This window comes from Pseudomonas sp. UW4, from assembly GCF_000316175.1.
GTDB lineage: Bacteria > Pseudomonadota > Gammaproteobacteria > Pseudomonadales > Pseudomonadaceae > Aquipseudomonas > Aquipseudomonas laurylsulfatiphila.
The window spans coordinates 1,640,338-1,665,010 of the sequence record NC_019670.1 but is presented as its reverse complement, the minus strand read 5'-3'; the positions used below and the strand labels follow the sequence as shown (position 1 = coordinate 1,665,010).

Sequence of the window (24,673 nt, the reverse complement as noted above, 5' to 3'; positions counted from 1 at the left end):
TAAGGGGTTTGTGTAGCGTGGCATTCATCATTTATTGATCGGGTCATTTGTGCATCGGGTCGCTCCAGAACGGTTTGATCGACTCGCTCTCCACATCCGCACGACTCATGCCGATGTCCTTGAGTGCTTCGTCGCTCAAGCTCGCCAGCAGTTCGCGCTCGCGATGCAGTTCGTACCAGCGGCCGACCTTGTGCAGCAGATCGGATATCAGGTGAATCGAGTGTTTTTCCGCACCGTGGAACTCATGTTGACCTTTCATCTTGTTGCCCTCCGTTTGGATGGCTCCAGTCTCGCGCCGGGTCTAAGATCAATCCAACGAATGTTTCTGATGTCACATATCTCGGAGATTGATGGATGTCGGCCTACCCGAGTATCGATACCGAAGTGCTGCGCACCTTCGTCGCCATCGCCGACCAGGGCGGCTTTACCCGCGCCGGCGAAATGGTCAACCGCACCCAGTCAGCCGTCAGCATGCAGATGAAACGACTGGAAGAAGATGTGCTGCAACGCCAGTTGTTCCAGCGCGACGGACGGCAGGTGCGGCTGACGGCCGAAGGCCAGGTGTTGCTGGGTTATGCGCGGCGGATCCTCAAGCTGCACAGCGAGGTCTTCAATACCCTGCGTGAGCCCGACATGGTCGGCATGGTGCGCATCGGTACACCGGACGATTATGTGATGCGGTTTCTCCCGGGGATCCTGCGCCGGTTTGCCCAGTCCTATCCGCTGATCCAGATCGAAGTGCACTGCGAATCATCGAAACAGCTGTTGATGCGCCAGGACCTGGACCTGTCCATCGTGACCCGCAAACCGGGCAGCGAAATCGGCCAGTTGTTGCGCAAGGAACGTTTTGTCTGGGCCGAGGCGCAATGCTACAGCGCCCACGAACAGACGCCGCTGCCGCTGGCGATGTTCAACAGCGATTGCTTCTGCCGCCAGTGGGCGTGCAATGCCCTGGATGCCCGGGGGCGCGATTACCGGGTGGCGTACAACAGCGACAGCCTGTCGGCGATCATGGCCGTGGTCAGCGCCGGCCTGGCAGTGACCGCGCAGCTTGAAAGCCTGATCACCGCGGACATGCGCATTCTGGGTGAAGCCGAGGATCTGCCGTTGCTGCCCGAGGCCAGTATCATGCTCGTGCGCAACCTGCATAACCCGTCACCGATCACCGAGTGCCTGGCCGAACACATCATTGATGGCTTCAAACTTTAAAAGCGAGCGTCACCGCACAGAACACCAGGAACCCGCAAAACAGCCCGCGCAGCAGCCGCTCCGGCAAGGCGTGGGCAACCTTCACGCCCCAACTGATGCTCATCAACCCCCCGACCGCCAAGGGTAAGCCGATCCCCCAGTTGACCTGATGGTGCACGGCATAAGTCACCAGCGTCACCCCCGTGCTCGGCAAGGCCAGCGCTAACGATAACCCCTGCGCAACCACCTGACTGGTACCGAACAGACTAGTCAACACCGGTGTCGCCACCACCGCGCCGCCCACGCCGAACAACCCACCCATTGTGCCTGATGCAGCGCCAAGCACGCCCAGCCAGGGCCATGAGTAGTTCATCTGTGACGCCGCTCGGGCGCTGGTGGCGAACATGCGAACGAAGTTGTACGCCGACAGTGCGATCAGAAACGCGACAAAACCTATGCGCATGGTTCGCGCATCGATGCCCACTGCCCAGATCGACCCGAGCCAGGCGAAGCAGAACCCCATGATGGCCAACGGTAGCGCGTGTTGCCGCTCGATCCGGTTGCGCTGATGGTAGCGCCACAGCGCCAGCATCACGTTCGGCACGACCATCACCAATGCCGTGCCTTGGGCAATCTGCTGATCGAGCCCGAACAGCACACCCAACAGCGGAATGGCAATCAGGCCACCGCCGATTCCGAACAAACCGCCAAGCGTGCCCAGTACGGCACCGAATACCAGGTACATCAGAAACTCAATCACGGCCAATTTCTCCTCACATCACGCCATTGATCCTACGCAGTTGCTTATGGCACGGAAACGCAAAGCGACGCACAATGGCTGTGCCAAATTCGCACAAGCACAGACTTGCCATGAATCCCAACCAATTGACCGACCAACTGGCTTTATTCCTCGATGTACTGGAAACCGGCAGTTTTTCCGCCGCCTCGCGCCGTCATCCGATGACTCCTTCGGCCGTGGCACGGCGTATCGACAGCCTGGAAAACGCGGTCGGCAGTCAGCTGTTCATCCGCAGCACGCATGCGGTGCGCGCTACCCCGGCAGGATTGGCCTTCGCCGAGCGAGCACGGCGGATCGTCGCCGAGTTGCGCCTGGCCCGGGCCGAGGCGGTGTCCTTGAGCAGCGCGCCGGAAGGCCTGATTCGTATCGATGCGCCAGCAGCCTTTGGGCGCCGGCACCTGGCACCGGTGATTGCCGACTTCCTCATGCTCTATCCGGGACTCGATGTGCAACTGCACCTGATCGACAGTTTCGTCGACATGCAGGGCCAGAACCTCGGCAAGGTCGATCTGGTGCTGCGCGCCGGGCAATTGGCCGACACCCGGCTGGTGGCCACGCCATTGGCGAGCATGGTGCGTATTGCCTGCGCCAGCCCTGACTATTTGCGGCGACGCGGCGTGCCGAGCGATCCGTCACAGCTGATTGAACACGACGGACTCGATTGGGATGGCCTGGCCCCGCCCTTCGCCTGGCGTTTCGAACGGGACGGGCAAATGCAGTTGCATCGGCCGGCACGGGTGCGCATGAGCGCCAACAATGCCGAGGCGCTGGTATGCGGCGCATTGGCCGGATTGGGTATCGCGCACCTGCCGACCTGGCTGGCCAGCGAGTACCTGTTACGGGGTGAGTTGCTGCCGCTGTTCTGCGACAGCGGCCTGCCGAAACCGGAAAACACCGGCATCTATGCCTTGCGCCTGGAACAACAACCCAACCCCCGTAGCCGCTTGTTGCTGGAGTACCTGAAAACCCGCTTCAGCCCGGTGCCGCCCTGGGATCTGCTGTTGCAAACCCATTTGCAACGGCACTGATCAAAATTATCTGGCGCATTAAAGATTCGCCCGCTAGATTCCAATGATCACAGATCAAGGCTTCGACATGAGCACCGAGCGCGACACCCCGGACAACTGCGACAACCTGCTACTGGATAATCAGGCCTGCTTCGCCCTGCACTCCACTTCGCTGATGATGACCAAGGTCTACAAGCCCTTGCTGCAAGCGCTGGGCCTGACCTACCCGCAATACCTGGCGATGATGGTGTTGTGGGAAAGGGACGGTTTGACGGTAGGCGAAATCAGCACGCGATTGCTGACCGACCCTGGATCCTTGACGCCGCTGCTCAAGCGCCTGGAAGCCGAAGGCCTGCTCAGCCGAACCCGCAGCCGCGAAGATGAACGCGTGGTGATCGTCGAGCTCACCGAACAGGGTCGGGCGTTGCGCGACAAGGCGCGTGATATTCCCCAATGCATCCTCGGCGCCAGCGGGATGACACTGGAGCGCCTGCAAAACCTGCAAGCGGAGCTGCAAGAGCTGCGTCGCCACCTGCAAGACAGCCTGTAATTTCAAAACCACCACTAATCCCCTGTGGGAGCGGGCTTGCTCGCGAAGGCGTCTTGTCATTCGAAATTTACATCGACTGACACACCGCCTCGCGAGCAAGTCGGATCGCCGCACCGCCGCTCCCACAGTTGCTTTGTGCGGTGCTATAGAACCCGCCGCCCCCCCAAAAAAAGTCGCCTGTAAAACCTCCATCCGCTCTAACTCAATAGTTTCAGCCAACCTCGTTTAACCGCTCGTCGTCCCTTGCAAATTTATTTTGTTTTTTATTGCGCGCTAAACATTAGCGCGATACATTTACTTCGCACTTACTTAGCGCGCAAACATTTAGCGCAAACAACTCAACCCCTGAACGAGGCTTTCACCATGCAAACTCTCTACACCGCAATCGCAACTTCCACCGGTGGCCGTGACGGTCGTGCGGTTTCCAGCGACAACATCCTCGACGTCAAACTCGCCACGCCGAAAGAACTCGGCGGTGCCGGCGGCGCAGCCACCAATCCTGAGCAACTGTTCGCCGCCGGCTACTCCGCCTGCTTCATCGGTGCCCTGAAATTCGTTGCCAGCCAGACCAAGCGCAGCATCCCGAGCGACGCTTCGATCACCGCCCATGTCGGCATCGGCCAGATCCCTGGGGGTTTCGGCCTGGACATCGACCTGCACATCAGCCTGCCGGGTCTTGAACAAGCCGATGCCCAGGCACTGGTCGACGCCGCCCACCAGGTCTGCCCGTACTCCAATGCCACCCGTGGCAACGTCGATGTGCGCCTGCACGTAACCGTCTAAGCGCTGACTACTCAGGCCCGAACAGGAAACGAACATGAACACTTTCAGCAAAGTCTTGACCGGTACCCTTCTCGCTCTGTCGATCAACGGTGCGTTCGCAAGTGATGGGGTTGAACACAACACCCAGGCGTTCCTCGATGTGCTGAATGCCGGTACCGGCAAGCCGCTTGAACAACTCAGCCCGAAAGACGCCCGCGCCGTGCTGACGGGCGCGCAGGCCGGGGTGAAACTGACACTGCCAAAAGCCGATGTCAGCCAGAAGACCATTCAAGTCGATGGCCAACCGCTGAACCTGACCATAGTCCGGCCGGCCGGGGTCAAGGGTGAGCTGCCCGTGTTCATGTTCTTCCACGGCGGTGGCTGGGTACTGGGGGACTTCCCGACCCACGAGCGGCTGGTGCGTGACCTGGTGACGGGTTCGGGGGCAGCGGCGGTGTTCGTGAACTACACGCCGTCGCCGGAAGCCCATTACCCGGTGGCGATCAACCAGGCTTACGCTGCGACAAAATGGGTGGCCGAGCACGGTAAAGAGATCAACGTCGATGGCAAGCGACTGGCGGTAGCCGGCAACAGTGTCGGCGGCAACATGGCGGCCGTGGTTGCACTGATGGCCAAGGACAAGGGAACCCCGGCGATCAAGTTCCAGGTGTTGCTGTGGCCGGTGACGGATGCCAACTTCGAAACCGCGTCCTACAACCAGTTTGCCGAAGGGCACTTCCTCACCAGAAATGCGATGAAGTGGTTCTGGGACAACTACACCACCGACGCCAACCAGCGTAACGAGATCTACGCCTCACCTCTGCGCGCAACCACCGCCCAGTTGAAAGGCTTGCCACCAGCGCTGGTACAGACCGCCGGTGCTGACGTGTTGCGCGACGAAGGCGAAGCCTACGCCCGCAAACTCGATGAAGCCGGAGTGCCGGTGACCTCGGTGCGCTACAACGGCATGATCCACGACTACGGTTTGCTCAACGTGGTGAGCCAGGTGCCGGCGGTGCGTTCGGCGATGTTGCAGGCGTCTGAAGAGCTCAAGCAACACCTGAAATAGAAACTGTAGGAGCGAGCTTGCTCGCGATGGACTTGCAGGCGACGCGTTTCACCGGGAAATACGCGTTATCGTTGACCTCCATCGCGAGCAAGCTCGCTCCTACATAGGATGGATGTTCCAGGCACAAAAAAGCCCGACTCAATGGTCGGGCTTTTTCATTCCTCAAGCAGTGCTTATTTGGCACGGCCTTTGTAGGAACCGCCTTCGCGGGTATCGATCTCGATCATGTCGCCGATTTCGATGAAGTCAGCAACCGACAGCTCGGTACCGTTCTTCAGTTTGGCAGGCTTCATTACCTTGCCGGAAGTGTCGCCGCGAGCGGAACCTTCGGTGTAGTCAACCTGACGCACGATGGTGGTCGGCAGCTCTACGGAAACCAGACGGCCTTCGAAGAACACGGCTTCGCAAACGTCGGTCATGCCTTCTTCCACGAATGGCAGAACGCTTTCGATGTCTTCGGCGTTCAGCTCGTACATGGTGTAGTCGGTGGTGTCCATGAACGTGTAGGAGTCGCCGCTGATGAAGGACAGGGTCGCTTCCTTACGGTCGAGGATCACGTCGTCCAGCTTGTCGTCCGCACCGTATACGGTTTCGGTCTTGTAGCCGGTCAGCAGGTTCTTCAGCTTGGTCTTCATGATCGCGCTGTTACGACCGGACTTGGTGAATTCAGCTTTCTGAACCAGCCAAGGATCGTTGTCGATACGGATCACGGTACCGGGTTTGAGTTCTTTACCAGTTTTCATTGCGAATATCCGAATTTGGATGGGATTTACAAAAATCTAGGCCGCGTATCATATCCAATTTCCATAAAACTGTACCAGCGCCGTGGCAAGATCGGCCTGCAAGGCCTGTTCCAGACACCACGCCTCGGCGTGTTTTTCCAGCTCTGGCCAGTGTTTACGGGTGGATTGCCAGTGGTCGGGCATTTTTTCACCGGCGTTCCAGGCCCGCCAGAGACCGCTGATCGCCTCTCGCGCAGCGTCCGATAGCCCCTTCACATAGAGTTCGAGGAAAGCATCGAGCTTGTCCAGATGGATATCTTCTTCCTGCCGGTAGATGTGCCAGAGAAATGGCCGGCCCGCCCATTGAGCGCGCACAAAGGAATCTTCGCCACGCACGGCATTGAAATCGCAGCACCACAGCAAGCTGTCGTATTGGTCCTGGCGGACGAATGGCAGCACTTGCACGGTCAAGGCGTCACGCACATGCACGGCACCGGCCGCCAGCCCCTGAACACCGAGCCAACGCTCGACGTCGCCGAGAATCCGCCCTTCCGGCACCAGCAGATGAGTGGCCGTCGAATCGCCAGCCATCGCATCGAGCCAACTGGCCAACCCGGTGTTTTCGTAGGCAAACAATGAGATCAACTGTGCACCGGGTGCAGGATCAATCCCTAAACCGTGCAGGAATTCTCTTTGAGCTTGCGGGTCCTGCTGAAATTGCCGACGACGCTCAAGCAATCCGCGCTCACGCAACAATCCGCCAGTGCCCTTCTGGAAACCCGGGAAAAAAAAGAACTTCTGTACGCTTTTGTACTTCACCGAGGGCAAACCGTGACAGCCGATCACCCAGTCCTCGGCACTCAGATAGTCGAGGTTCATCCACAGCGGAGTCTTTTCCCGTTCGACCATGGCATCCATATAGGCGCTCGGCAATTGGCAGGCGAATGCAGCAATCACCACATCGGCGGCTTCAGTCCGCTGCCACTCGGCTGGCCATTGGCGCACTTCGACGCCTTGCTGCCATTGCTGCGCAGCGTGGATGTCGATTTGCGGACACAGGCGCTCGAACGCTCGCAGATCATCGACCCATAGACGCACCGCCAGCCCATGTTCGGCCACCAGTTGCCGGGCCAGTCGCCAGGTCACGCCGATGTCGCCGAAGTTGTCGACCACGGTGCAAAAAATATCCCAGCGGGTTTTCAGTTCAGGCATTCCAGGCTCCCGTTGGCAAAGGCGCCGATTGTCCGCATAAATTACCCCGTGCAGAAGAGCCGACGACGATTATTCTTCATGCGACAATCGCCACTCGCCAGTGACCTTTCGCCAGGAAGCAACCATGCCCCACCGCCCCGCTCCGCGCCGATCCTTCCCGATCAGCCTCAATGCCCTGCAACTGACCGGCAGCATCGCCCTCGGCATGTGGCTGGGATTCATTGCCATTGTGCTGACCTGCTGGCTCGCTTCACGCCTGCTTTTCAGCGAACAATTGGCACCCGTGGCTGCAGCTGTGGAGCAACTGGCCAAACCACCGGTGGTGGCTCAACCGGTGCCGGACATCCCGCCACAGAGCCCGCTGTTCGAGCAATATGAAGAAAACCTGCGCAAGAGCGAACAGGCACAACGACTCGATCAGGCGCGCAGCAGCACTCGCAACCTGGCCAACCCGAACTGTCAGTTCTGGCTGCAACAGGACCGGACTGCACCCAGCGAAAAAAGTCGCGCCAACGTCCTGCAATTCTGCGATTGATCATGAATAAGCACACCGTCCACCAACTGATTCTCGACAAGCTGCAGATCGATCTCGACATCGCCGAACGGGCCGCGCAAACCGCCTACGAAACGGCGACCCACGAAGAAAACATCGCCGAGAACAAATACGACACCCTGGGGCTCGAGGCGTCCTATCTCGCGGCCGGGCAAGCCAAGAGGGTCGAGGAAATCCGCCAGTCACTGAGCCTCTGCCAGAACCTGGCCCTGCGCCCGTATGACGAACAGCGGGGCATCGAAGTCGGCGCGCTGCTCGGGCTCGAAGACGAAAAGGGGCGTGAACAATGGCTGTTCCTCGCCCCTGATGCAGCCGGGTTGAAAGTTGACCTGGTGGGGCAACTGATCACCGTCATCACCCCGCGCTCACCACTGGGCAAAAGCCTGCTGGGCAAGTTCGAGGGCGACGAGGTGGAAATTACGGTGGCGGGCGCTCGGCAACAGTTCGCTGTCACCGAGGTCGTATAAACGGGCTTAATGGACTGGCAGTTCAACACCTTCGAACAGCTCTTCCAGTTCCTGCTTGTTGTGGCATTGAATGGCCTTGGCCATGACTTCGCGGGTCAGGTGCGGCGCGAACTTCTCGATGAAGTCGCACATGAAACCACGCAGGAAGGTGCCGCGACGGAAGCCGATCTTGGTCACGCTGGACTCGAACAGTTCGCTGGCATCAAGTACGACCAGGTCGCTGTCGAGTTTGGTGTCGACGGCCATTTTCGCCACGATGCCCACGCCCAGACCCAGGCGAACATAGGTCTTGATCACGTCGGCGTCGGCGGCGGTGAACACCACTTTCGGCGTCAGGCCTCGATGGCTGAACGCTTCGTCGAGTTTCGAACGGCCGGTAAAACCGAACACGTAGGTAACGATCGGGTATTCGGCCAGCGCTTCGAGGGTCAGTTTCGACAGTTTGGTCAGCGGGTGGCCCTGAGGCACGACCACGCAGCGGTTCCAGCGGTAGCACGGCATCATCACCAGATCACCGAACAGTTCGAGCGCTTCGGTGGCAATGGCGAAATCCACGGTGCCGTCAGCGGCCATTTCGGCGATTTGCATCGGCGATCCCTGGTGCATATGCAGGGCAACGTCCGGGTATTGCTTGATGAAATTGCTGATCACCGGCGGCAACGCATAACGCGCCTGGGTGTGAGTGGTGGCAATCGACAGGGTGCCTTTCTTCTCGTTGGAGAATTCCTGGGCGATCTGCTTGATGCTTTCAACCTTGCGCAGAATCTCGCCAGCGGTGGTGATGATGCGCTCACCGGCCGGGGTGACCCGGGTCAAGTGCTTGCCGCTGCGGGCAAAGACTTCGACGCCCAGCTCATCTTCCAGCAGACGGATCTGTTTGCTGATGCCCGGTTGAGAGGTGTAAAGGCTTTGGGCTGTAGCGGAAACGTTGAGGTCGTGGTGCGCCACTTCCCAGATGTAGCGCAATTGTTGAAGCTTCATATGAATCCCTCAAAGCAGGTAGACGCCACGGGCATCAGCGACGATATATAACTATATTAATGGCTCGAAGAATAAATCTAGAACTTTTTTATCAGATTGCCATTATTCGGGCCCTAGAGGTCCCCTTGACGACGACGTTGCACCAATGGCACCAGATAGACCGGCACCTTGGACAGTTGCAACACACGGGCGGCGGTGCGGCCCAAAGGCGTTTCCGCACCCGCACCGTGGCTGTGACTTCCTACGATCAACAAATCCACGGAGAGTTTCTGCGCCTGATCCAGAATCACCTGCGAGGGGTCGCCCTGCAGCACCCTGACTGCCTGTATCCGCTCCAGGTCGTGCTCCCCTTCATCCCCCAGTTCCTCACGAAAACTGTCGAGCACCCGCTGCTCGATACTGGCAATCACTGTATTCAGGCCCTGGCTGTGAAACTCGTTCAGCGCCTGTTCATCGAGATAACTTTGCAGCACCGATTCGGCAAACAACCCCATGGGCTCAACCGCATGCACGACGTACAAATTGGCATTGAAGGTGCGGGCCAGCTCCAGGGCATGCTGCATCACCACGGGCGCGTACAGGCCAAGGTCAGTGGCGTACAGCATCGAACGAATCATATGACCTCCTCGACTGCCAACATGGCGGACATTTGATTGAGCTTAGCAGTGCCTTGGCGACTACGACGTCCGGCGCAACACATTGAACGGCGGGCTTAAACCTTTTGCTCGTTGCTTATGCCGTGGGGCACATGACCGGTGGCGACGACTTCACGGGCCAACTCGCAGTGGCCGGCCTGATCGTCGAAAAACACATCGGCGGCGAATGCTTCGAGAAAGGCGGACTTGGTCAGGCCGCCGAGGAACAGCGATTCGTCAAGACGGATGTCCCATTCGCGCAACGTGCGAATCACCCGCTCATGGGCGGGCGCCGATCGCGCCGTGACCAGCGCGGTACGAATCGGACAGGCGTCCTCCGGGAACTCACGCTGCAACAGGTTCAGGGCCGCGAGAAAGCCCTTGAACGGCCCACCGCGCAACGGCTCGCGAGCGGCCTCACGCTCGCTGGCCTGGAACGCCTCCAGACCACCGGCCTGATAAATGCGCTCCGACTCATCGGAAAACAGCACCGCGTCTCCGTCGAAGGCAATGCGCAGCTCGTCGCTGGCCGCACGGCTGGCACCGCCAGACAGGATGGTCGCCGCGGCGAATCCGGCGTCCAGGGCATTGCGCACATCTTCGGCGTGGGTCGAAAGAAACAGGTCGCAGCCAAAGGCCTTGAGGTAGGGATACGGACTGCGTCCGCCGACGAATGCCGCACGGGAAATCGCCAGTCCGTAGTGGTCGATCGAATTGAATACCCGCAGCCCGGTGTCGGCGCTGTTACGCGACACCAGAATCACCTCGACCCGGGCGCGTCCCAGGCTATTATTGAGGTTCAGGAGTTTCTGCACCAACGGAAAAGCATCGCCGGGCGAAAGGATTTCGTCTTCGTGTTCGATCTGATACTGCCGGTAGGCTTCGACGCCGCTCGACAGATAGACCTTGTGGCTTTCGCTCAAATCAAACAGCGCCCGCGAAGAAATCGCCAGCACCAGCTTGTCGTCAATTGCCTTTGGCATGCCCTTCCCCCTCAGGTCGGTCGACTCAGGTGTTGCGTCGATCAATGAAACTCAAGCTGCGATACAAGGCCTCGATGCGTGGCATTTCACATCCCGCGGCCCTGGCGGCCGCCAGTGGTCGAGCGTAGATCGCCGCCAGCTCCAGCGGCCGCTTGTGCAGGAAATCGTGGTACATGCTCGGCCAGTAGTCGGGCATTTTTTCGGTCACCATGAACAGGTGCTCGGCATACCCTGCCGGTACGTCGTGCCCGCAGGCGATGGCGCCTTGCACCACTTCAGCCATCAGCGCCTTGATCAGTTCGCGACTGTCAGCATCCGCCATCAACGGTGTGGTGCTCGCCCCGAGCAAAACCGAGAGACCGTTGTAGGGGATATTCCAGACCAGTTTTTGCCAGCGCGCCTGATGCAAATTCGCCATGGCCTGGGAATCGAGCCCGGCGCTGCGGAACAGGCCGACGCCCTCCTCGACTATTGCAGTACGTGTCGGCCCATCGGCGGGACCGCTGTGATAACCCACGTGTACCGCGCCCAGCGCCTGATGGGTGATGACGCCCGGCGCCTCGCGATGGACGCAGATGTAGCAGAGTCCGCCGAGCACATGCAGCGAATCGGGGAGCAACGCGCGCAGGCTGTCTTCCACGTCCAGGCCATTTTGCAACAGCAGCACTTTGGCATCCGGTGCCGCCGCCTGCAGGATGGCTGGTGCCAGATCTGCGTTGCTGGTGGTTTTCGCGCCTACCAGCAGCCAGTCGCAGGGCGGCATGTCTTCAGCCTTCGAATAGGCTTGCACCGGGTTCAACATCAGTGCGCCGTGGGGCGCGCTATCGACTCGCAACCCGTGCTCGGCCACGGCGCAAAACTCGCTGCGCAGCAGAAAGTGCACATCAAAACCGGCACGCGCCAGCATCACCCCGTAGAACCCGCCGATTGCGCCGGTCCCGATAATGCCGATTGTCGGCCTGGCAACTGTCCCCATCATGGCAACTCCTCTGCTGTTCGACTCAACGCCTGGCGCACGGCTCGATTGAGCTCTGTGTCGGTCAGGCGCGATTTCAGTGTTCCGAAGAATTCGCCGTCGCGAACGACAAACAGCGCCGGCAAGTGAAAGACCTGATAACGCTCGACCACTCCGCCGTTATTGCCGGCATCGATCCAGCACAGCCGATCGACGACCAGATCGAGTGTCGGCAATTGCTCGCGGGCAAAACGGCAGCTGGCGCAGCCGACACTGGTGAAAATAACCAGCGAAACACCGTTCATCGCCAGCAACCGTTGGTCGGCGTCAAAATCGGTCAGTTCCAATTCGACCACTATACTGGGGAGAACAATGTCAGATGGCCGACACATGGAGTCTGTGTTCATGGGACGATTCATTCCTCACCCTGACGATGTGCCTGTCGAATTAACCTTGCTCAAACCCGAGTGTATTTCGCGACGGCAGCTGCACACTATCAGCCTCGGGGGCATGGCTTGCAATTATCACCGCGCGTGGCGCTACGGCACGGCACTGGAAGTACGCATGCCGACCGTGAACCCGGACATGCGCTACCTGGGCTATGTCGCCTGGTGCCTGCGGCGCAAACGCGGTTATCTGGTGGGCATCGCCTTCGTCGACGAACAAACGCTGTTCAGCGCCCGAATGGGTGAGCAGGTGTGCCAGATCGAACGCTACTGCCGCCTGCATGAGTCCCACGAAGACTTGCAGGATGTTCAGGCCCTGGCGCTCGAATGGGTCCAGGAGCATGCCGACGAGTTCTCTCACGATTCGGTGCGCAAGGCTTTTGCGCAGCCGGTACTGGAATAGGGGTGTTCTTGATCGGTTTGCCCCTCATGGCAGGGAAACTGACTGCGAAAGCCCACCAAACCGGCGTCTGCCCATTGTCGAGCCACGGTGTAACGCGCTAAGGTTCAGCTCCCCGACGCGCTTAATCTGCTGTGCTCCGCCGCGCGGGTTCGCTGGCGGCCGGCACCCGTGACCTGACGAGTAAACGATGGCTGATTTACCGATCAACGACCTAAACGTCGCCTCCAACGAGACGCTGATCACTCCCGATCAGCTCAAGCGCGATATTCCCCTGAGCGACGCCGCACTGCGCACCGTCACCAAGGGCCGCGAAGTCATTCGCAACATTCTGGATGGCACCGACCACCGCCTGTTCGTCGTCATCGGGCCTTGCTCGATCCACGACATCAAGGCCGCCCACGAATATGCCGAGCGCCTGAAGGCTCTCGCTGCCGAAGTGTCCGATACCCTGTATCTGGTCATGCGCGTGTATTTCGAGAAGCCACGTACCACCGTCGGCTGGAAAGGCTTGATCAACGACCCGTACCTGGACGACTCGTTCAAGATTCAGGATGGCTTGCACATCGGTCGCCAGTTGCTGCTGGACCTGGCCGAAAAAGGCCTGCCGACCGCCACCGAAGCCCTCGACCCGATCTCCCCGCAGTACCTGCAGGACCTGATCAGCTGGTCGGCCATCGGCGCGCGCACCACCGAATCCCAGACTCACCGTGAAATGGCGTCCGGCCTGTCCTCGGCCGTCGGCTTCAAGAACGGTACCGACGGCGGCCTGACCGTGGCGATCAACGCCCTGCAGTCGGTTTCCAGCCCGCACCGCTTCCTGGGTATCAACCAGGAAGGTGGCGTCTCCATCGTGACGACCAAGGGCAATGCCTACGGTCACGTGGTGCTGCGCGGCGGCAACGGCAAGCCGAACTACGATTCGGTCAGCGTTGCGCTTTGCGAGCAGGCGCTGAACAAGGCGAAGATCAAGCCGAACATCATGGTCGATTGCAGCCACGCCAACTCCAACAAGGATCCGGCCCTGCAACCGCTGGTGATGGAAAACGTCGCCAACCAGATCCTCGAAGGCAACAAGTCGATCATCGGCCTGATGGTTGAAAGCCACCTGAACTGGGGCGCCCAGGCGATCCCGAAAGACCTCGCCGATCTGCAGTACGGCGTGTCGATCACCGACGCCTGCATCGACTGGACCGCGACCGAAAACACCTTGCGCAGCATGCATGCCAAGCTCAAGGATGTGCTGCCTAAACGCGATCGCAGCTGATCGCCTTACGGCCTGTTCCAAAAGCGCACAAAAAAACGCCGGGTAGAACCCGGCGTTTTTTTATGCATTCGTTTGACTGAAAGTCACTGACTCAGCTTGGCCGCATGCCGCTGGTGACGCTCCATGTAGCGCTCGACGTAGGAGCAAGATGGAATGACGGTGTAGCCCATTTCGTCAGCGTACTCCAGCGCCTTCTCGGTCAAGGCTGCCGCAATACCGCGACCACGCAATGCGTTGGGCACGAAGGTGCGATAGATATCCAGGGTCTGTTTCCCCAGATCCATATAGGTCAGATAGGCACGATGACCGTCCACATTGGTCTCGAACTGATGACCAGCCTGGTCATGGTGGATGGACAACGCCTCGCTCATCACTACTCCTCGCGGGTCTGGAATTCCGACCCCTACCTTACCGATGTTTTTCCGGCGAAGGAACATCTACGCCACCCCGTGCCTGAATGGACACCGAGAAGAACTGCACCGATCTCGCGCTACCGAGCACGTACAAATAGTAGGCACCATTGGCAGAAATGCTCAAGGTGCGCTCGTCATCATGCCGGTTGGCGGGTGCTGCTCCGTATTCACGCAGGAATGGCTCGACCGAAGGTCACTCCGGGTCGATAGCCTGAACATTGCCGGATGTTGAGACTTAAGACGAGCGTCCGTTGTTAAAGTCACCTGAACATCGAGAAAGATAGTGAGAGGCGCCACGCAAAAGCCGAACAAAAGTGTAGACGAATCCATATAGGCGGACTTTAGCCAGCCAGGGAAAAAGAGCGCTGTGCCGAAGGAACTTTTTCTCGGCAGTTCGCTCAGCCACGGGCCTTGCAGCTGGATATTTTTTAAACAATTCAGTTAAAAGTTGCTCGAAAAAGAATCAACGCCTACAATTTTTTTGCTTCTTGCTTCACGTCAGTTTTACTTACTACAAGTAATGGGTAGTATGTACGCCGGCTATTTCCTCAATCGGAGGAGATAGCTACTTAATAGAAAGTCCTTGAAGGGGAACACGATGAACAACGTTCTGAAATTCTCTGCTCTGGCTCTGGCCGCAGTTCTGGCTACCGGTTGCAGCAGCGCATCGAAAGAAACCGAAGCACGTCTGACCGCTACTGAAGACGCAGCTGCTCGCTCCCAGGCTCGTGCAGACGAAGCTTACCGTAAAGCTGATGAAGCTCTGGCTGCTGCTCAAAAAGCACAACAGACTGCTGACGAAGCTAACGAGCGTGCTCTGCGCATGCTGGACAAAGCTAGCCGCAAGTAATAATCCCTCGGGATTGTTATCAAGCCGACCCATTTTTTGGGTCGGCTTTTTTATTGCCCGGCGTTTCTCCAGGCAATAAAAAACCCGTCGACGCGGTCTGCGTCGACGGGCTCTTTGCAAGCGTTACTGCAGCGGATCGATCGGCGTGCTCGACACCATCGGCGCAACGCCGTTGCCCGGCACAGCGATCTCTACCGGCAGGCCGTCTTCGGCGGCCACCACGTCCCGCACCACATCCCAGTTCATGCGCAGGTTGTTGGTGATGTCTTCACGCTTGAGCATCGCATTGATGACCGCTGTGTGCTTGTCGACCACCGACGGGTTGCCCTTGTCGTCCAGCGGCGTGTGCGCCTCCAGATAGACCTTGCCGCCACTCATGCCGAACTTGTACGGGTCGTTGATGATCCGTACCGAGGTACCGACCGGCACCATGCCTGCCATTTGCAGCACGTTGTTGTTGAACATGCGGAAGCAACCGTGGCTGGTGCGCATGCCGATACCGAACTTCTTGTTCGAACCGTGGATCAGGTAGCCCGGAGTGCCCAGGGTGAACTTGAACGGGCCCAGCGGGTTGTCGGGGCCTGCCGGCACAACGTTGGGCAGCGGGTCACCGTCTGCCGCGTGCTCGGCCTTGATCGACGCCGGAGGCGTCCAGGTCGGGTTAGGCGTCTTGGCGGTGATGCTGGTGTGGGCAATCGGCGAGCCCCAGCCTTCACGACCGATACCCAGCGGGAACGTGTACACCACGTTCTTGCCTTTCGGGTAGTAGTAGAGACGGTACTCGGCCAGGTTGATCACGATGCCTTCACGCGGGCCTGGTGGCAGGATGAAGCGGGTCGGCAGAATGATTTCCGTGCCGGCGCCCGGCAACCATGCATCGACACCCGGGTTGGCCGCGACCATTTCCGTGTAGCCCAGGTCATAGGCAGTACCAAGATCGGCGAACGTGTCTTCGTACTTGGCCTTGATCACCTGCACCTGGCCGATGATGTCCTCACCGGGCGGTGGCAGGGGCAACTCCAATGCTGCAACGGGACCGGCCACAAAAAGGGCGGCAAGAGTCAGGCAGCGGGTGACGGCAGGAAAGCGCGGCAACATCCGGAAAATCCTTCGCATGATCAACAGAGGGTATAAGCACGCGATTGTACACTGCCGCCCGTTATTTCGGGGAGATGGCCCGATTGCAGGCAGTGCAAGGTGATTTTGCGATTATCTTCGCTCCCACACTGGGCCTCTGGCCACTGAAGATCCCTGTGGCGGGCTTGCTCGCGAAGGCTTTGTGTTGGGCGATGTGTTTTTTACGGGTGTACATATCCATTGCTGCGGTCACGGCCTCTGGCGGTTCCGCTCTTACAGCGGGTCACTTTGGAAAAGCCTGTAGGAGCGAGCTTGCTCGCGATGGAGGTCAACTATGATGCGGGGAGCCTGGCACCCCGCGGTGCTCTCAGGTTTTTCGCGAGCAAGCTCGCTCCTACAGAGCCCGCCGCCATCGGCCATCCATGGCCGGCGGCGGCTAACCCGAGGCGGCCTACCGGCCGGCCTGTTTGCTGGCTTGGATCCGCGAGATTTCGGCCGGCTGACAGGCCGCCATCGCGAGCAAGCTCGCCCCCACAGAAGAGCAAAGGCAGGTCGGCGTACATCTTCGCTCTTCACCACTCATCAGGCCGAGCGTTAGCTCGCCTGCAGCTCTTGATCTTGATCCACCCGCCCCCTCGGCAGGCTGAGCGCAGGTGTTCATCCGGGGATGGGCGCGCAGCGCCGTTCGACGCAGTCGAACTCATTGCATGTAGGTCGAAGCGAAGCCGACCGGAGGGCAATGCCCCCGGATGAATACCGGAGCGAAGGTACCCCGAGCCTCAGCGAGGGGCCGTACATTCGGGGCGAGTTTTTTTGCTTCCTTTTTTAGGCGCTTGTAAAAAAGGGAGTCGCCGTCAGGGCGAAACCATAAGCCGCCGTTACCTAAAAAACGGATATGTACCCAATCAGCAAAAGACAAGCGCACAACTACGAATCAAAGCTCAAACCGCAATTCAGGCCAGATCGGCGACGTCCCCCGCTTCTGCGACTCAAGAATGGCCCGGCACAACGAACACAGCCGCTGATCCTGAAACACCCGGCGATCAACACTCGACCAGCGCGGTTGTGCCGGCAACAGGCTGCCGCAAAGGGTCCGGTCAGCCGAGCCGCCCAACTCCAGCTGACGGGTCACCAGATGCACCCGCACTTCCTGGCAGGCGAACAGATCCAGCTGTTCGTCAGGCTCGATCAGTTGATAGGCAAATAGTGACCAGGCGGGACGCGGCATCGGGGGCTCCAAATCGGGGGCGCCACCTTAGCCGAAAGCCTGCGTCTAGAAAAGTGTCATAACAGCGGTTTTAGAGTAGGCCAGACATTTTCCAGCAACTTGTCCTGGGCCCCGGCGGCCGGGTGTATGCCGTCGGCCTGCATCAACTCCGGATGCCCCCCCACGCCGTCGAGGAAAAACGGCACCAGCGGGATCTTTTTCTCATCGGCCAGGTTGCTGTAGACCTCGGCGAACGCCTTGGTGTAACGCGCACCATAATTGGGTGGCAATTGCATGCCGAGCAACAACACCTTGGCACCGCTGGCCCGGGAGCTGTCGATCATCGAAGCAAGATTTTGTTGCAATTGAGTTGGCAGCAAACCGCGCAGGCCATCATTGCCCCCCAACTCGAGGATCACCAGTTCCGGTTTATGCTCTGCAAGCAGCGCGGGCAGGCGCGCCTGGCCTCCGGCACTGGTGTCGCCACTGATGGACGCATTGATCACTTTGTCGTCGAAACCTTCGCGCCTGAGCCGTTGTTCAAGCAGCGACACCCACCCCAGCCGGGTATCCAGCCCGAAACCGGCGCTGATACTATCGCCAACGATCAGGACTGTACCCGCCGCTGCGTTTTGGGCCATGCACATCAAGGCCAGGCCAGCACTCAAAAACCAGACACGCATCGGACTCTCCATGGGCGCAAGCATTCTCATAGCGAAGGACCTTAGCAAAGTGGTTCCCAGCGCGGAAGGTGAACTGACCATCCTGCACGAACTCAGCCTGGAACTGAACAAGGGAGACAGCCTGGCCATCGTCGGCGCTTCCGGTTCCGGCAAATCCACACTGCTGGGCCTGCTCGCCGGTCTCGACCTGCCGAGCAGCGGCGAAGTCACCCTCGCCGGGCAAGGCCTGAGCAACCTCGATGAAGACCAGCGTGCGCGCATCCGCGCCGAGCATGTGGGTTTTGTCTTTCAATCGTTTCAGCTGCTCGACAGCCTCAATGCCCTGGAAAACGTCATGCTGCCGCTGGAGCTCGATGGCCGCAAGGACGCCCGCGAACGCGCCACCCAATTGCTGCAACGTGTAGGCCTGGGGCAACGCCTGACGCATTCGCCGCGCCAGCTCTCCGGGGGCGAGCAACAACGCGTGGCGATTGCCCGCGCGTTTGCCGCCGAACCCGATGTGCTGTTCGCCGACGAACCGACCGGCAACCTCGACAGTCACACCGGTGAGCGCATCAGCGACTTGCTGTTCGAACTCAACAAGGAACGCGGCACGACCCTGGTGCTGGTGACCCACGATGAACGCCTGGCCCATCGGTGCCGGCGCCTGATCCGTCTTGAAGCCGGCCTGCTGGTCGCCCCTCTGGAGCCTTGATGGCACGCCTGCCGCTGTTGCGCCTGTTCAGTCTCGCCATCCGCCAATTGCTGCGCGACGCCCGCGCGGGTGAATTACGCGTATTGTTTTTTGCCTTGCTGGTGGCCGTGGCCGCGAGCACTGCCATTGGCTATTTCGGCGCCCGCCTGAATGGCGCCATGATGCTGCGCGCCACTGAGTTTCTCGGTGCCGACCTGCTCCTCGAAGGCAGTTCGCCCGCACGCCCCGAACAGATAAGAAGCGGCACAGAGTTGGGGCTGCAACATGCGCAGGTGGTGGAGTTTTCCAGCGTTATCGCCACCGACAACGGCATCCAGTTGTCCAGCATCAAGGCGGCCGATGACACCTACCCGCTACGCGGCGAACTGAAAAGCGCGCCCGCCCCGTTCGCCACGGAAAGCGCCGGTGGCGGACCGCAACCCGGTGAAGCCTGGATCGAGGCACGCCTGCTGACCGCCCTGGACCTGAAGATCGGCGATAGCATCGATGTCGGCATGAAAACCCTGAAACTGGCGCGGGTGCTGACCTACGAACCCGATCGCGCCGGCAATTTCTACAGCCTGACGCCGCGGGTGCTGATCAATCTCGACGACCTTGCGGCAACCGGCGTGGTGCAACCCGGCAGCCGGGTCAGCTATCGCGAATTATGGCGAGGCAATGCCCAGGCACTCGAGATGTATCGGCAACTGATCAAACCGGGACTCGCCGCCAACCAGCGCTTGCAGGACGCCCGGGATGGCAACCGGCAGATCGGCGGAGCCTTGGGCAAGGCCGAACGCTACCTGAACATGGCCAGTCTGGTGGCAGTGCTACTGTCCGGCGTGGCGGTGGCGTTGTCGGCGACCCGCTTCGCCACCCGCCGATTCGATGCCAGTGCCTTGCTGCGCTGCCTCGGACTATCGCGCCGGGAAACCATGGTGTTGTTCAGCCTGCAACTGACTGTGCTCGGGCTGCTGGCCAGCATCAGCGGCGCACTCCTCGGCTGGCTCGCACAGCTGGGGTTGTTTGCCCTGCTGCACGACTTGCTGCCGACCGACGTACCTCCGGGCGGACTGTTTCCGGCCGTCGCCGGGATCGGCACCGGACTGGTGGCCCTGGCCGGTTTCGCCTTGCCGCCGCTGGCGGCTCTGGGCCGGGTTCCGCCATTACGCGTGCTGCGCCGGGACATGCTGCCGATCCCTTCCAGCACCTGGATGGTCTACGGTGCAGCGCTGGGCGCCCTCGGCCTGATCATGTGGCGCCTGAGCCTGGACCTGGTGCTGACCTTTGCCCTGCTCGGCGGTGGCGTGATTGCAGCGCTGGTGCTGGGCAGTTTGTTGTTGCTGCTGTTGAAGAGCCTGCGGCGCTTGCTTGCGCGTGCGTCCTTGCCCTGGCGCCTGGGACTCGGACAATTGCTGCGTCATCCGCTCGCTGCCGCAGGCCAGTCCCTGGCGTTCGGCCTGATCCTGCTGTCGATGGCGCTGATTGCGCTGCTGCGCGGCGAATTGCTGGATACCTGGCAGAACCAGCTACCGAAAAACGCCCCCAATTACTTCGCCCTGAACATTCTGCCCGCGGATAAACAGGCCTTCACCGATCACCTGATCGCCGTGTCGGCAAAATCGGCCCCCTTGTACCCGGTGGTGCCGGGGCGCCTGATCAGCATCAACGGCGAACCGGTGCAGCAGATCGTCACCAAAGAATCGGCCGGTGATCGGGCAGTCCAGCGCGACCTGAGCCTGACCTGGGCGGCGGACCTGCCGGAGGGCAACAAGCTCACGGCGGGCAGTTGGTGGAATGAACAGGCACCCGATGATGTTCCCGGCGTGTCGGTAGAAGGCAAGGTCGCTGAAAGCCTGAAAATCAAGCTCGGCGATCATCTGGTTTTCAGCGTGGGCGGGGTCAATCGCGAGGCGAAAGTCACCAGCCTGCGGGAGATCAACTGGGATAACTTCCAGCCGAACTTTTTCATGATCTTCCAGCCCGGCACCCTCAAGGATCTGCCGGCGACTTACCTGACCAGCTTCTATCTGGCAGCGGGACATGACCAGCAGATCGTCGACCTGTCCCGCGCCTTCCCGGCGGTGACGATCCTGCAGGTCGAAGCCTTGCTGGAACAATTGCGCAGTATCCTCGCCCAGGTCACCCTGGCGGTGGAGTACGTATTGTTGTTTGTGTTGGCGGCTGGGATGACGGTGCTGTTTTCCGGCCTGCAGGCGACGCTGGACGAACGCATTCGCCAGGGCGCGCTGCTGCGCGCGCTGGGGGCCGAACGGCAATTGCTGGTCAAGGCGCGGCGCATCGAGTTCGGTTTGCTGGGGGCGGTCAGCGGTTTGCTGGCGGCATTGGGCTCGGAACTGGTGAGCCTGGTGCTCTACCGCTATGCCTTTGACCTGCCGTGGCATCCGCATCCCTGGCTGTTGCTGCTGCCACTGCTGGGCGCGGTGCTGATCGGCGGTGCCGGTGTGTTCGGCACCCGTCGGGCATTGAACGCCAGCCCGCTGACAGTCCTGCGCGAGGGTTGATAGACTCCAGCCGTCGCCACCACAAGAAGTTGCCATGAGCCGTTACCGCCCTCCCCGCACCGCCGGCACCGCGCTGATCACCCCCGAGGGTGAAGCACGGATGCGCGCCGAATTCCATGAACTGTGGCATGTGCGTCGACCCCAGGTGACCCAGGCGGTCAGCGAAGCCGCGGCACAGGGTGATCGCTCGGAGAACGCCGAGTACACCTACGGCAAAAAGATGCTGCGAGAGATCGACAGCCGCGTGCGTTTTCTCACCAAACGCCTGGAAGCGCTCAAGGTTGTCAGCGAAAAACCCAGCGATCCGAACAAGGTCTATTTCGGCGCCTGGGTCACGATCGAGGACGAGGATGGCAAAGAGTCGCGCTACCGCATTGTCGGACCGGATGAACTGGACCTCAAACAAGGCCTGATCAGCATTGACTCGCCATTGGCCAGAGCCCTGATCGGCAAGGCACTGGACGCCGAAGTCCGGGTCCAGACACCGACCGGTGAGCAGTGTGTTTATATCGTGGCGATCGACTACCCGTAAACCTCAAGGGCGGGTGATCAGCCCTTGCCGGGCAACGCGAGTCAGTTGCCTGATCACCTCGGGAGCGTCTTCGAGGCTGGGGGATTGAATCACTGCCAGATCAAAACTGTCGTCGGCGAAACGGGCGAGCGACTCACCGTCTTCGACAAACTGGATCAGAAAGGCAGCGGGACCGCCGGTACGACGTGGCCAGCCATCGAGATAACGCAAGAGCGTCGGCTGATGTTTGCCGCCAAGCAGGATTTTTGGATTGCGCTGGGTGAGATGTGCCGTGATCGGCGCGGGACGTACTACCGGGTTTAGTGCATTCATTGTGTCGTGTCTCTGCCTCAAAAGTCTGCATGGCAGGTGAGAGGCAACACCGAACCAGCGCTTTAGCGGTATTTCGAAGCCTGTTTCGGCTTCTATCGGCAACTGAATGAGTCACCTGGCGCCCCGCAAGTAGCTGTTTAAATCGGCGCATGAGCAACATCCTAGAGAAGCTGACTGGACAGTGTCAAGAATGACGCTCAACAAAAAAGACCCGCACGAGGCGGGCCATTTTCGTTGAACCAGAGCGGTCAGCCGGCGATGACACGGTCCGCCGAGAGTTTGCCCGCACCTTCGATCAACACCGCGATACTGCCACCGAGCAAGGCCAGGGCGAATTCATAACCGTTGTTGGCCATGAACAGTCCATTGCTGATGTGCACCGAGAAAATCGCGACCAGCGACAGGAAGATCAGGCCCAATGCAGCCGGGCGAACCAGTAAGCCGATGATCAGCGCCAGGCCGGCAAAGAATTCGGTGCCGCCCGCCAGTGCCGCCATCAGGTAACCCGGCGTCAGTCCGAGGCTTTCCATGTACTGTGCGGTTCCGGCCAGACCATAACCACCGAACGCCCCGAAGAGTTTTTGCGCGCCGTGAGCGGCGAAAACAATGCCGACCACGATGCGCAGAACGGTCAGGCCGTAGCCAGCGCGGGTAAACAGTACCTTGTTGATCAGAGTGCTCATGCTGTTTAAATCCTTGTCAGTGTGTGTGGGTTGGGCGCCATATTAATCAATAAATCACATGTTAAAAGCGTAAAAAACCCACTATTACAATCAGATTAGTTGATCATTTGCGAGAGACAACCTTTTGTCCCTGGGGCTCCAACGACTCCCGCTCCCGGTCGAACGCCAAGTAATACTTGTTCACGCTATTAACATAGCTGACAGGCCCCATACCCACCTGCTCCATGGCCACGCGTTCGACCTGGAAGAACCACTGATTGGGATTCAGTCCTCGCCGCCGGGCTTCGGTGCGCATGCCCTGAACCCGCTCCGGCCCGATGTTGTAGGCCGCCAGCACAAATGCCATGCGTTCGCGCTCGTTGAGTTTCGGGCTGGCAAAGAACTTGCGCCGGATCATCGCCAGGTACTTGGCCCCGGCCTGCACATTGCCGTCTACGTCCTGAATATTGCTGACCCCCACCCGCTGCGCTGCAGAAGGCGTGATCTGCATCAGACCGGTCGGGCTGCCGCCACTGCGGGCGGTGGGCTGCAACGCCGACTCCTTGAAGGCCAGCGCCGCCAGGTTCAGCCAGTCCATGCCCTGGGCATCCGCGTGTTTCTGCAGAACCGGGCGCAGTTTTTCCAGGCGCTGCCGGTCCGCCTTGGCCAGTGGATAGTGCACTTGATAGAGACGGCGATAGATGCGCAGGAATGCAGCGTCCTGATCCGATGGTTTTTTGTAGACGGTGAGGAAGCGATTGATGCTGGCCCGCAGCATCGACGCATCACGGCGTACGAACCAGAACTCTTCGCCCCGCTCACGGATGACGACCTGCTTGTCGAAACGCAGCTTGGGCAGGATTTTGCCCCAGCGTTCGGCAATCGGTTGCTCAACGATGGTCAGGTGAAAGATTCCGCCCTGGACCATCTCCAGTACGTCCTCGACGGCAAGGCTCGGATCGACCCACTCGATGTTGACCGGTGGCAGTTTGTGCAAGGCGAGCTTTTGATTGATCTGGCTGACGGCATCCCCGGCGGCGCTGCCGGCGGGTAACGCCAGGGTCTTGCCGGAGAGCTGTTCAAGCCGGGTGTAGCGACGTTCGCCCTTGATGCCCACCAGGACCAACGGGATGTTGCTGGCAATCGGCTCACTGGTGCTGACGGCAAAGCCCGGTTGCAGATCGAGCAACTCGCCTGGCGCCACCAGATCGCCCTCCCCGCGCTGCAATGCGCCAAGCAGTTGATCCTTGGCCTTGGGAATGATCTTGAGGGTGATTTCCTGACCGTCACGGGCATGACCGTTGAGGTATTGCTCGAACGCTCTCAGACGATGGTATTCAACCCCGATCGCCTGCCCCTGGACTTCGCCGGAACTGTTGCGGCTCTGGTTGACCAGCACCCGCAGCACACGACTGCTGCGGATCTGCGTCAGGTCGCGCACCTCGCTGGCCGGTACGGCTTGCAGCGGCCCGGGCAGACGCGCGACCGCCATCATCGGCAGTAGCAGCGAACAACACAGCAGTAGCAAAACCGAGGGACGAATCATCCACTCTCCGGAAAGAATATGAGGCCGCGTCAATGAAACGCGACGACAAAAACAGGGTGCCCAGGGCGCTGACAACGGGCGAAAGACTGGCACAATGATGGCAAAACTACCAAGCCAGCCTGGTCCGCGGCTCAAGAGACAGCGTTAACCCGTTGTAGTTCTTGGCTTTTCTTATAAATCCACGGCTCTGATATGCT

General features: G+C 59.9%; 29 protein-coding genes. 13 read left to right on the top strand and 16 right to left on the bottom strand.

Annotated elements, in window-relative coordinates; translation table 11 throughout:
* Positions 1-43: 43 nt before the first annotated feature.
* Positions 44-259 (bottom strand): DUF1127 domain-containing protein, encoded by a 216-nt coding sequence (locus tag PPUTUW4_RS07320; RefSeq protein WP_015094038.1) that lies wholly within the window; start codon positions 257-259, stop codon positions 44-46.
* A gap of 95 nt (positions 260-354) precedes the next feature.
* Between PPUTUW4_RS07320 and PPUTUW4_RS07315 the strand changes: the two genes are divergently transcribed.
* Positions 355-1,209, top strand: coding sequence for a LysR substrate-binding domain-containing protein (locus PPUTUW4_RS07315; protein ID WP_015094037.1), 855 nt, complete (start codon positions 355-357; stop codon positions 1,207-1,209).
* On the opposite strand, the gene PPUTUW4_RS07310 is transcribed toward PPUTUW4_RS07315, so the two are convergent.
* Entirely contained in the window at positions 1,199-1,948 is a 750-nt protein-coding gene (locus PPUTUW4_RS07310; protein WP_015094036.1) for a sulfite exporter TauE/SafE family protein, read from the bottom strand. The two genes, PPUTUW4_RS07315 and PPUTUW4_RS07310, sit on opposite strands and share 11 nt — an antisense overlap.
* Positions 1,949-2,058: 110 nt before the next feature.
* Between PPUTUW4_RS07310 and PPUTUW4_RS07305 the strand changes: the two genes are divergently transcribed.
* From PPUTUW4_RS07305 to PPUTUW4_RS07290, 4 genes are all read left to right on the top strand, one after another.
* On the top strand, positions 2,059-3,015 hold the full coding sequence (locus PPUTUW4_RS07305) for a LysR family transcriptional regulator (RefSeq protein ID WP_015094035.1): 957 nt from the start codon (positions 2,059-2,061) through the stop codon (positions 3,013-3,015).
* Positions 3,016-3,082: 67 nt separating this feature from the next.
* The gene (locus PPUTUW4_RS07300) at positions 3,083-3,544 is read left to right on the top strand and encodes a MarR family transcriptional regulator (protein WP_015094034.1); all 462 of its coding nucleotides are present in this window, start codon (positions 3,083-3,085) and stop codon (positions 3,542-3,544) included.
* 363 nt (positions 3,545-3,907) lie between these two features.
* Positions 3,908-4,327 (top strand): organic hydroperoxide resistance protein, encoded by a 420-nt coding sequence (locus PPUTUW4_RS07295; RefSeq protein WP_007973539.1) that lies wholly within the window; start codon positions 3,908-3,910, stop codon positions 4,325-4,327.
* A gap of 34 nt (positions 4,328-4,361) precedes the next feature.
* A complete protein-coding gene (locus PPUTUW4_RS07290; protein WP_015094033.1) occupies positions 4,362-5,375 on the top strand; it encodes an alpha/beta hydrolase in 1,014 nt (337 codons plus the stop codon).
* Between the two features lie 173 nt (positions 5,376-5,548).
* Here the strand turns inward: PPUTUW4_RS07290 and PPUTUW4_RS07285 are convergent, their stop codons facing one another.
* Positions 5,549-6,118, bottom strand: a complete 570-nt coding sequence (locus PPUTUW4_RS07285; protein ID WP_007955690.1) for an elongation factor P — start codon at positions 6,116-6,118, stop codon at positions 5,549-5,551.
* Positions 6,119-6,166: 48 nt separating this feature from the next.
* Complete coding sequence (gene earP, locus PPUTUW4_RS07280) at positions 6,167-7,309, bottom strand: elongation factor P maturation arginine rhamnosyltransferase EarP (protein WP_015094032.1); 1,143 nt, start codon at positions 7,307-7,309, stop codon at positions 6,167-6,169.
* A 124-nt stretch (positions 7,310-7,433) separates the two neighbouring features.
* On the opposite strand from earP, the gene PPUTUW4_RS07275 reads away from it, so the two are divergent.
* Together PPUTUW4_RS07275 and PPUTUW4_RS07270 are read left to right on the top strand one after the other, a co-directional pair.
* Positions 7,434-7,844, top strand: coding sequence for a hypothetical protein (locus PPUTUW4_RS07275; protein WP_015094031.1), 411 nt, complete (start codon positions 7,434-7,436; stop codon positions 7,842-7,844).
* A gap of 2 nt (positions 7,845-7,846) precedes the next feature.
* Positions 7,847-8,329 carry a GreA/GreB family elongation factor gene (locus PPUTUW4_RS07270; protein WP_015094030.1) on the top strand — a complete coding sequence of 161 codons (483 nt, stop codon included), beginning with the start codon at positions 7,847-7,849 and terminating at the stop codon, positions 8,327-8,329.
* A 6-nt stretch (positions 8,330-8,335) separates the two neighbouring features.
* Here PPUTUW4_RS07270 and cysB read toward each other — a convergent pair whose 3' ends face one another.
* From cysB to PPUTUW4_RS07245, 5 genes are all read right to left on the bottom strand, one after another.
* A complete protein-coding gene (gene cysB, locus PPUTUW4_RS07265) occupies positions 8,336-9,310 on the bottom strand; it encodes an HTH-type transcriptional regulator CysB (RefSeq protein WP_015094029.1) in 975 nt (324 codons plus the stop codon).
* A gap of 113 nt (positions 9,311-9,423) precedes the next feature.
* The gene (locus PPUTUW4_RS07260) at positions 9,424-9,927 is read right to left on the bottom strand and encodes a universal stress protein (protein WP_008023285.1); all 504 of its coding nucleotides are present in this window, start codon (positions 9,925-9,927) and stop codon (positions 9,424-9,426) included.
* A 95-nt stretch (positions 9,928-10,022) separates the two neighbouring features.
* Complete coding sequence (locus tag PPUTUW4_RS07255) at positions 10,023-10,928, bottom strand: 5'-nucleotidase (protein ID WP_015094028.1); 906 nt, start codon at positions 10,926-10,928, stop codon at positions 10,023-10,025.
* 25 nt (positions 10,929-10,953) lie between these two features.
* On the bottom strand, positions 10,954-11,907 hold the full coding sequence (locus PPUTUW4_RS07250) for a putative 2-dehydropantoate 2-reductase (RefSeq protein WP_041474799.1): 954 nt from the start codon (positions 11,905-11,907) through the stop codon (positions 10,954-10,956).
* Positions 11,904-12,290: a thioredoxin family protein gene (locus PPUTUW4_RS07245; protein ID WP_015094026.1), complete on the bottom strand. Its 387-nt coding sequence runs from the start codon at positions 12,288-12,290 to the stop codon at positions 11,904-11,906. The genes PPUTUW4_RS07250 and PPUTUW4_RS07245 overlap by 4 nt, the downstream gene beginning before the upstream one ends.
* Between PPUTUW4_RS07245 and PPUTUW4_RS27860 the strand changes: the two genes are divergently transcribed.
* Positions 12,289-12,732 (top strand): PilZ domain-containing protein, encoded by a 444-nt coding sequence (locus tag PPUTUW4_RS27860; RefSeq protein ID WP_015094025.1) that lies wholly within the window; start codon positions 12,289-12,291, stop codon positions 12,730-12,732. The two genes, PPUTUW4_RS07245 and PPUTUW4_RS27860, sit on opposite strands and share 2 nt — an antisense overlap.
* Positions 12,733-12,919: 187 nt before the next feature.
* Positions 12,920-13,996, top strand: coding sequence for a 3-deoxy-7-phosphoheptulonate synthase (locus tag PPUTUW4_RS07235; protein ID WP_015094024.1), 1,077 nt, complete (start codon positions 12,920-12,922; stop codon positions 13,994-13,996).
* 83 nt (positions 13,997-14,079) lie between these two features.
* On the opposite strand, the gene PPUTUW4_RS07230 is transcribed toward PPUTUW4_RS07235, so the two are convergent.
* Positions 14,080-14,367 (bottom strand): GNAT family N-acetyltransferase, encoded by a 288-nt coding sequence (locus tag PPUTUW4_RS07230; protein WP_007973562.1) that lies wholly within the window; start codon positions 14,365-14,367, stop codon positions 14,080-14,082.
* 640 nt (positions 14,368-15,007) lie between these two features.
* Here PPUTUW4_RS07230 and oprI point away from each other — a divergent pair.
* On the top strand, positions 15,008-15,259 hold the full coding sequence (gene oprI / locus PPUTUW4_RS07225; protein ID WP_003199355.1) for an outer membrane lipoprotei OprI: 252 nt from the start codon (positions 15,008-15,010) through the stop codon (positions 15,257-15,259).
* A 123-nt stretch (positions 15,260-15,382) separates the two neighbouring features.
* On the opposite strand, the gene PPUTUW4_RS07220 is transcribed toward oprI, so the two are convergent.
* The 3 genes from PPUTUW4_RS07220 to PPUTUW4_RS07210 form a co-directional block, all read right to left on the bottom strand.
* Positions 15,383-16,357: a L,D-transpeptidase family protein gene (locus PPUTUW4_RS07220; RefSeq protein ID WP_015094023.1), complete on the bottom strand. Its 975-nt coding sequence runs from the start codon at positions 16,355-16,357 to the stop codon at positions 15,383-15,385.
* A gap of 913 nt (positions 16,358-17,270) precedes the next feature.
* Entirely contained in the window at positions 17,271-17,564 is a 294-nt protein-coding gene (locus PPUTUW4_RS07215; protein WP_003226812.1) for a hypothetical protein, read from the bottom strand.
* Between the two features lie 56 nt (positions 17,565-17,620).
* Complete coding sequence (locus PPUTUW4_RS07210; protein WP_007973565.1) at positions 17,621-18,226, bottom strand: arylesterase; 606 nt, start codon at positions 18,224-18,226, stop codon at positions 17,621-17,623.
* Between the two features lie 10 nt (positions 18,227-18,236).
* Between PPUTUW4_RS07210 and PPUTUW4_RS07205 the strand changes: the two genes are divergently transcribed.
* Genes PPUTUW4_RS07205 through greB form a run of 3 tightly spaced genes read left to right on the top strand, consistent with a single transcriptional unit; the run spans position 18,237 to position 21,956 of the window.
* Positions 18,237-18,920 carry an ABC transporter ATP-binding protein gene (locus PPUTUW4_RS07205; protein WP_007991765.1) on the top strand — a complete coding sequence of 228 codons (684 nt, stop codon included), beginning with the start codon at positions 18,237-18,239 and terminating at the stop codon, positions 18,918-18,920.
* Positions 18,920-21,424, top strand: coding sequence for an ABC transporter permease (locus PPUTUW4_RS07200; RefSeq protein WP_015094021.1), 2,505 nt, complete (start codon positions 18,920-18,922; stop codon positions 21,422-21,424). The genes PPUTUW4_RS07205 and PPUTUW4_RS07200 overlap by 1 nt, the downstream gene beginning before the upstream one ends.
* Before the next feature lie 34 nt (positions 21,425-21,458).
* Entirely contained in the window at positions 21,459-21,956 is a 498-nt protein-coding gene (greB, locus tag PPUTUW4_RS07195) for a transcription elongation factor GreB (protein WP_007973570.1), read from the top strand.
* 3 nt (positions 21,957-21,959) lie between these two features.
* On the opposite strand, the gene PPUTUW4_RS07190 is transcribed toward greB, so the two are convergent.
* The 3 genes from PPUTUW4_RS07190 to PPUTUW4_RS07180 form a co-directional block, all read right to left on the bottom strand.
* Positions 21,960-22,268, bottom strand: a complete 309-nt coding sequence (locus PPUTUW4_RS07190; protein ID WP_007973571.1) for a hypothetical protein — start codon at positions 22,266-22,268, stop codon at positions 21,960-21,962.
* Between the two features lie 248 nt (positions 22,269-22,516).
* Entirely contained in the window at positions 22,517-22,951 is a 435-nt protein-coding gene (locus PPUTUW4_RS07185; protein WP_015094020.1) for a DoxX family protein, read from the bottom strand.
* Positions 22,952-23,054: 103 nt separating this feature from the next.
* Entirely contained in the window at positions 23,055-24,476 is a 1,422-nt protein-coding gene (locus PPUTUW4_RS07180) for a transglycosylase SLT domain-containing protein (RefSeq protein WP_015094019.1), read from the bottom strand.
* Positions 24,477-24,673: the final 197 nt, after the last annotated feature.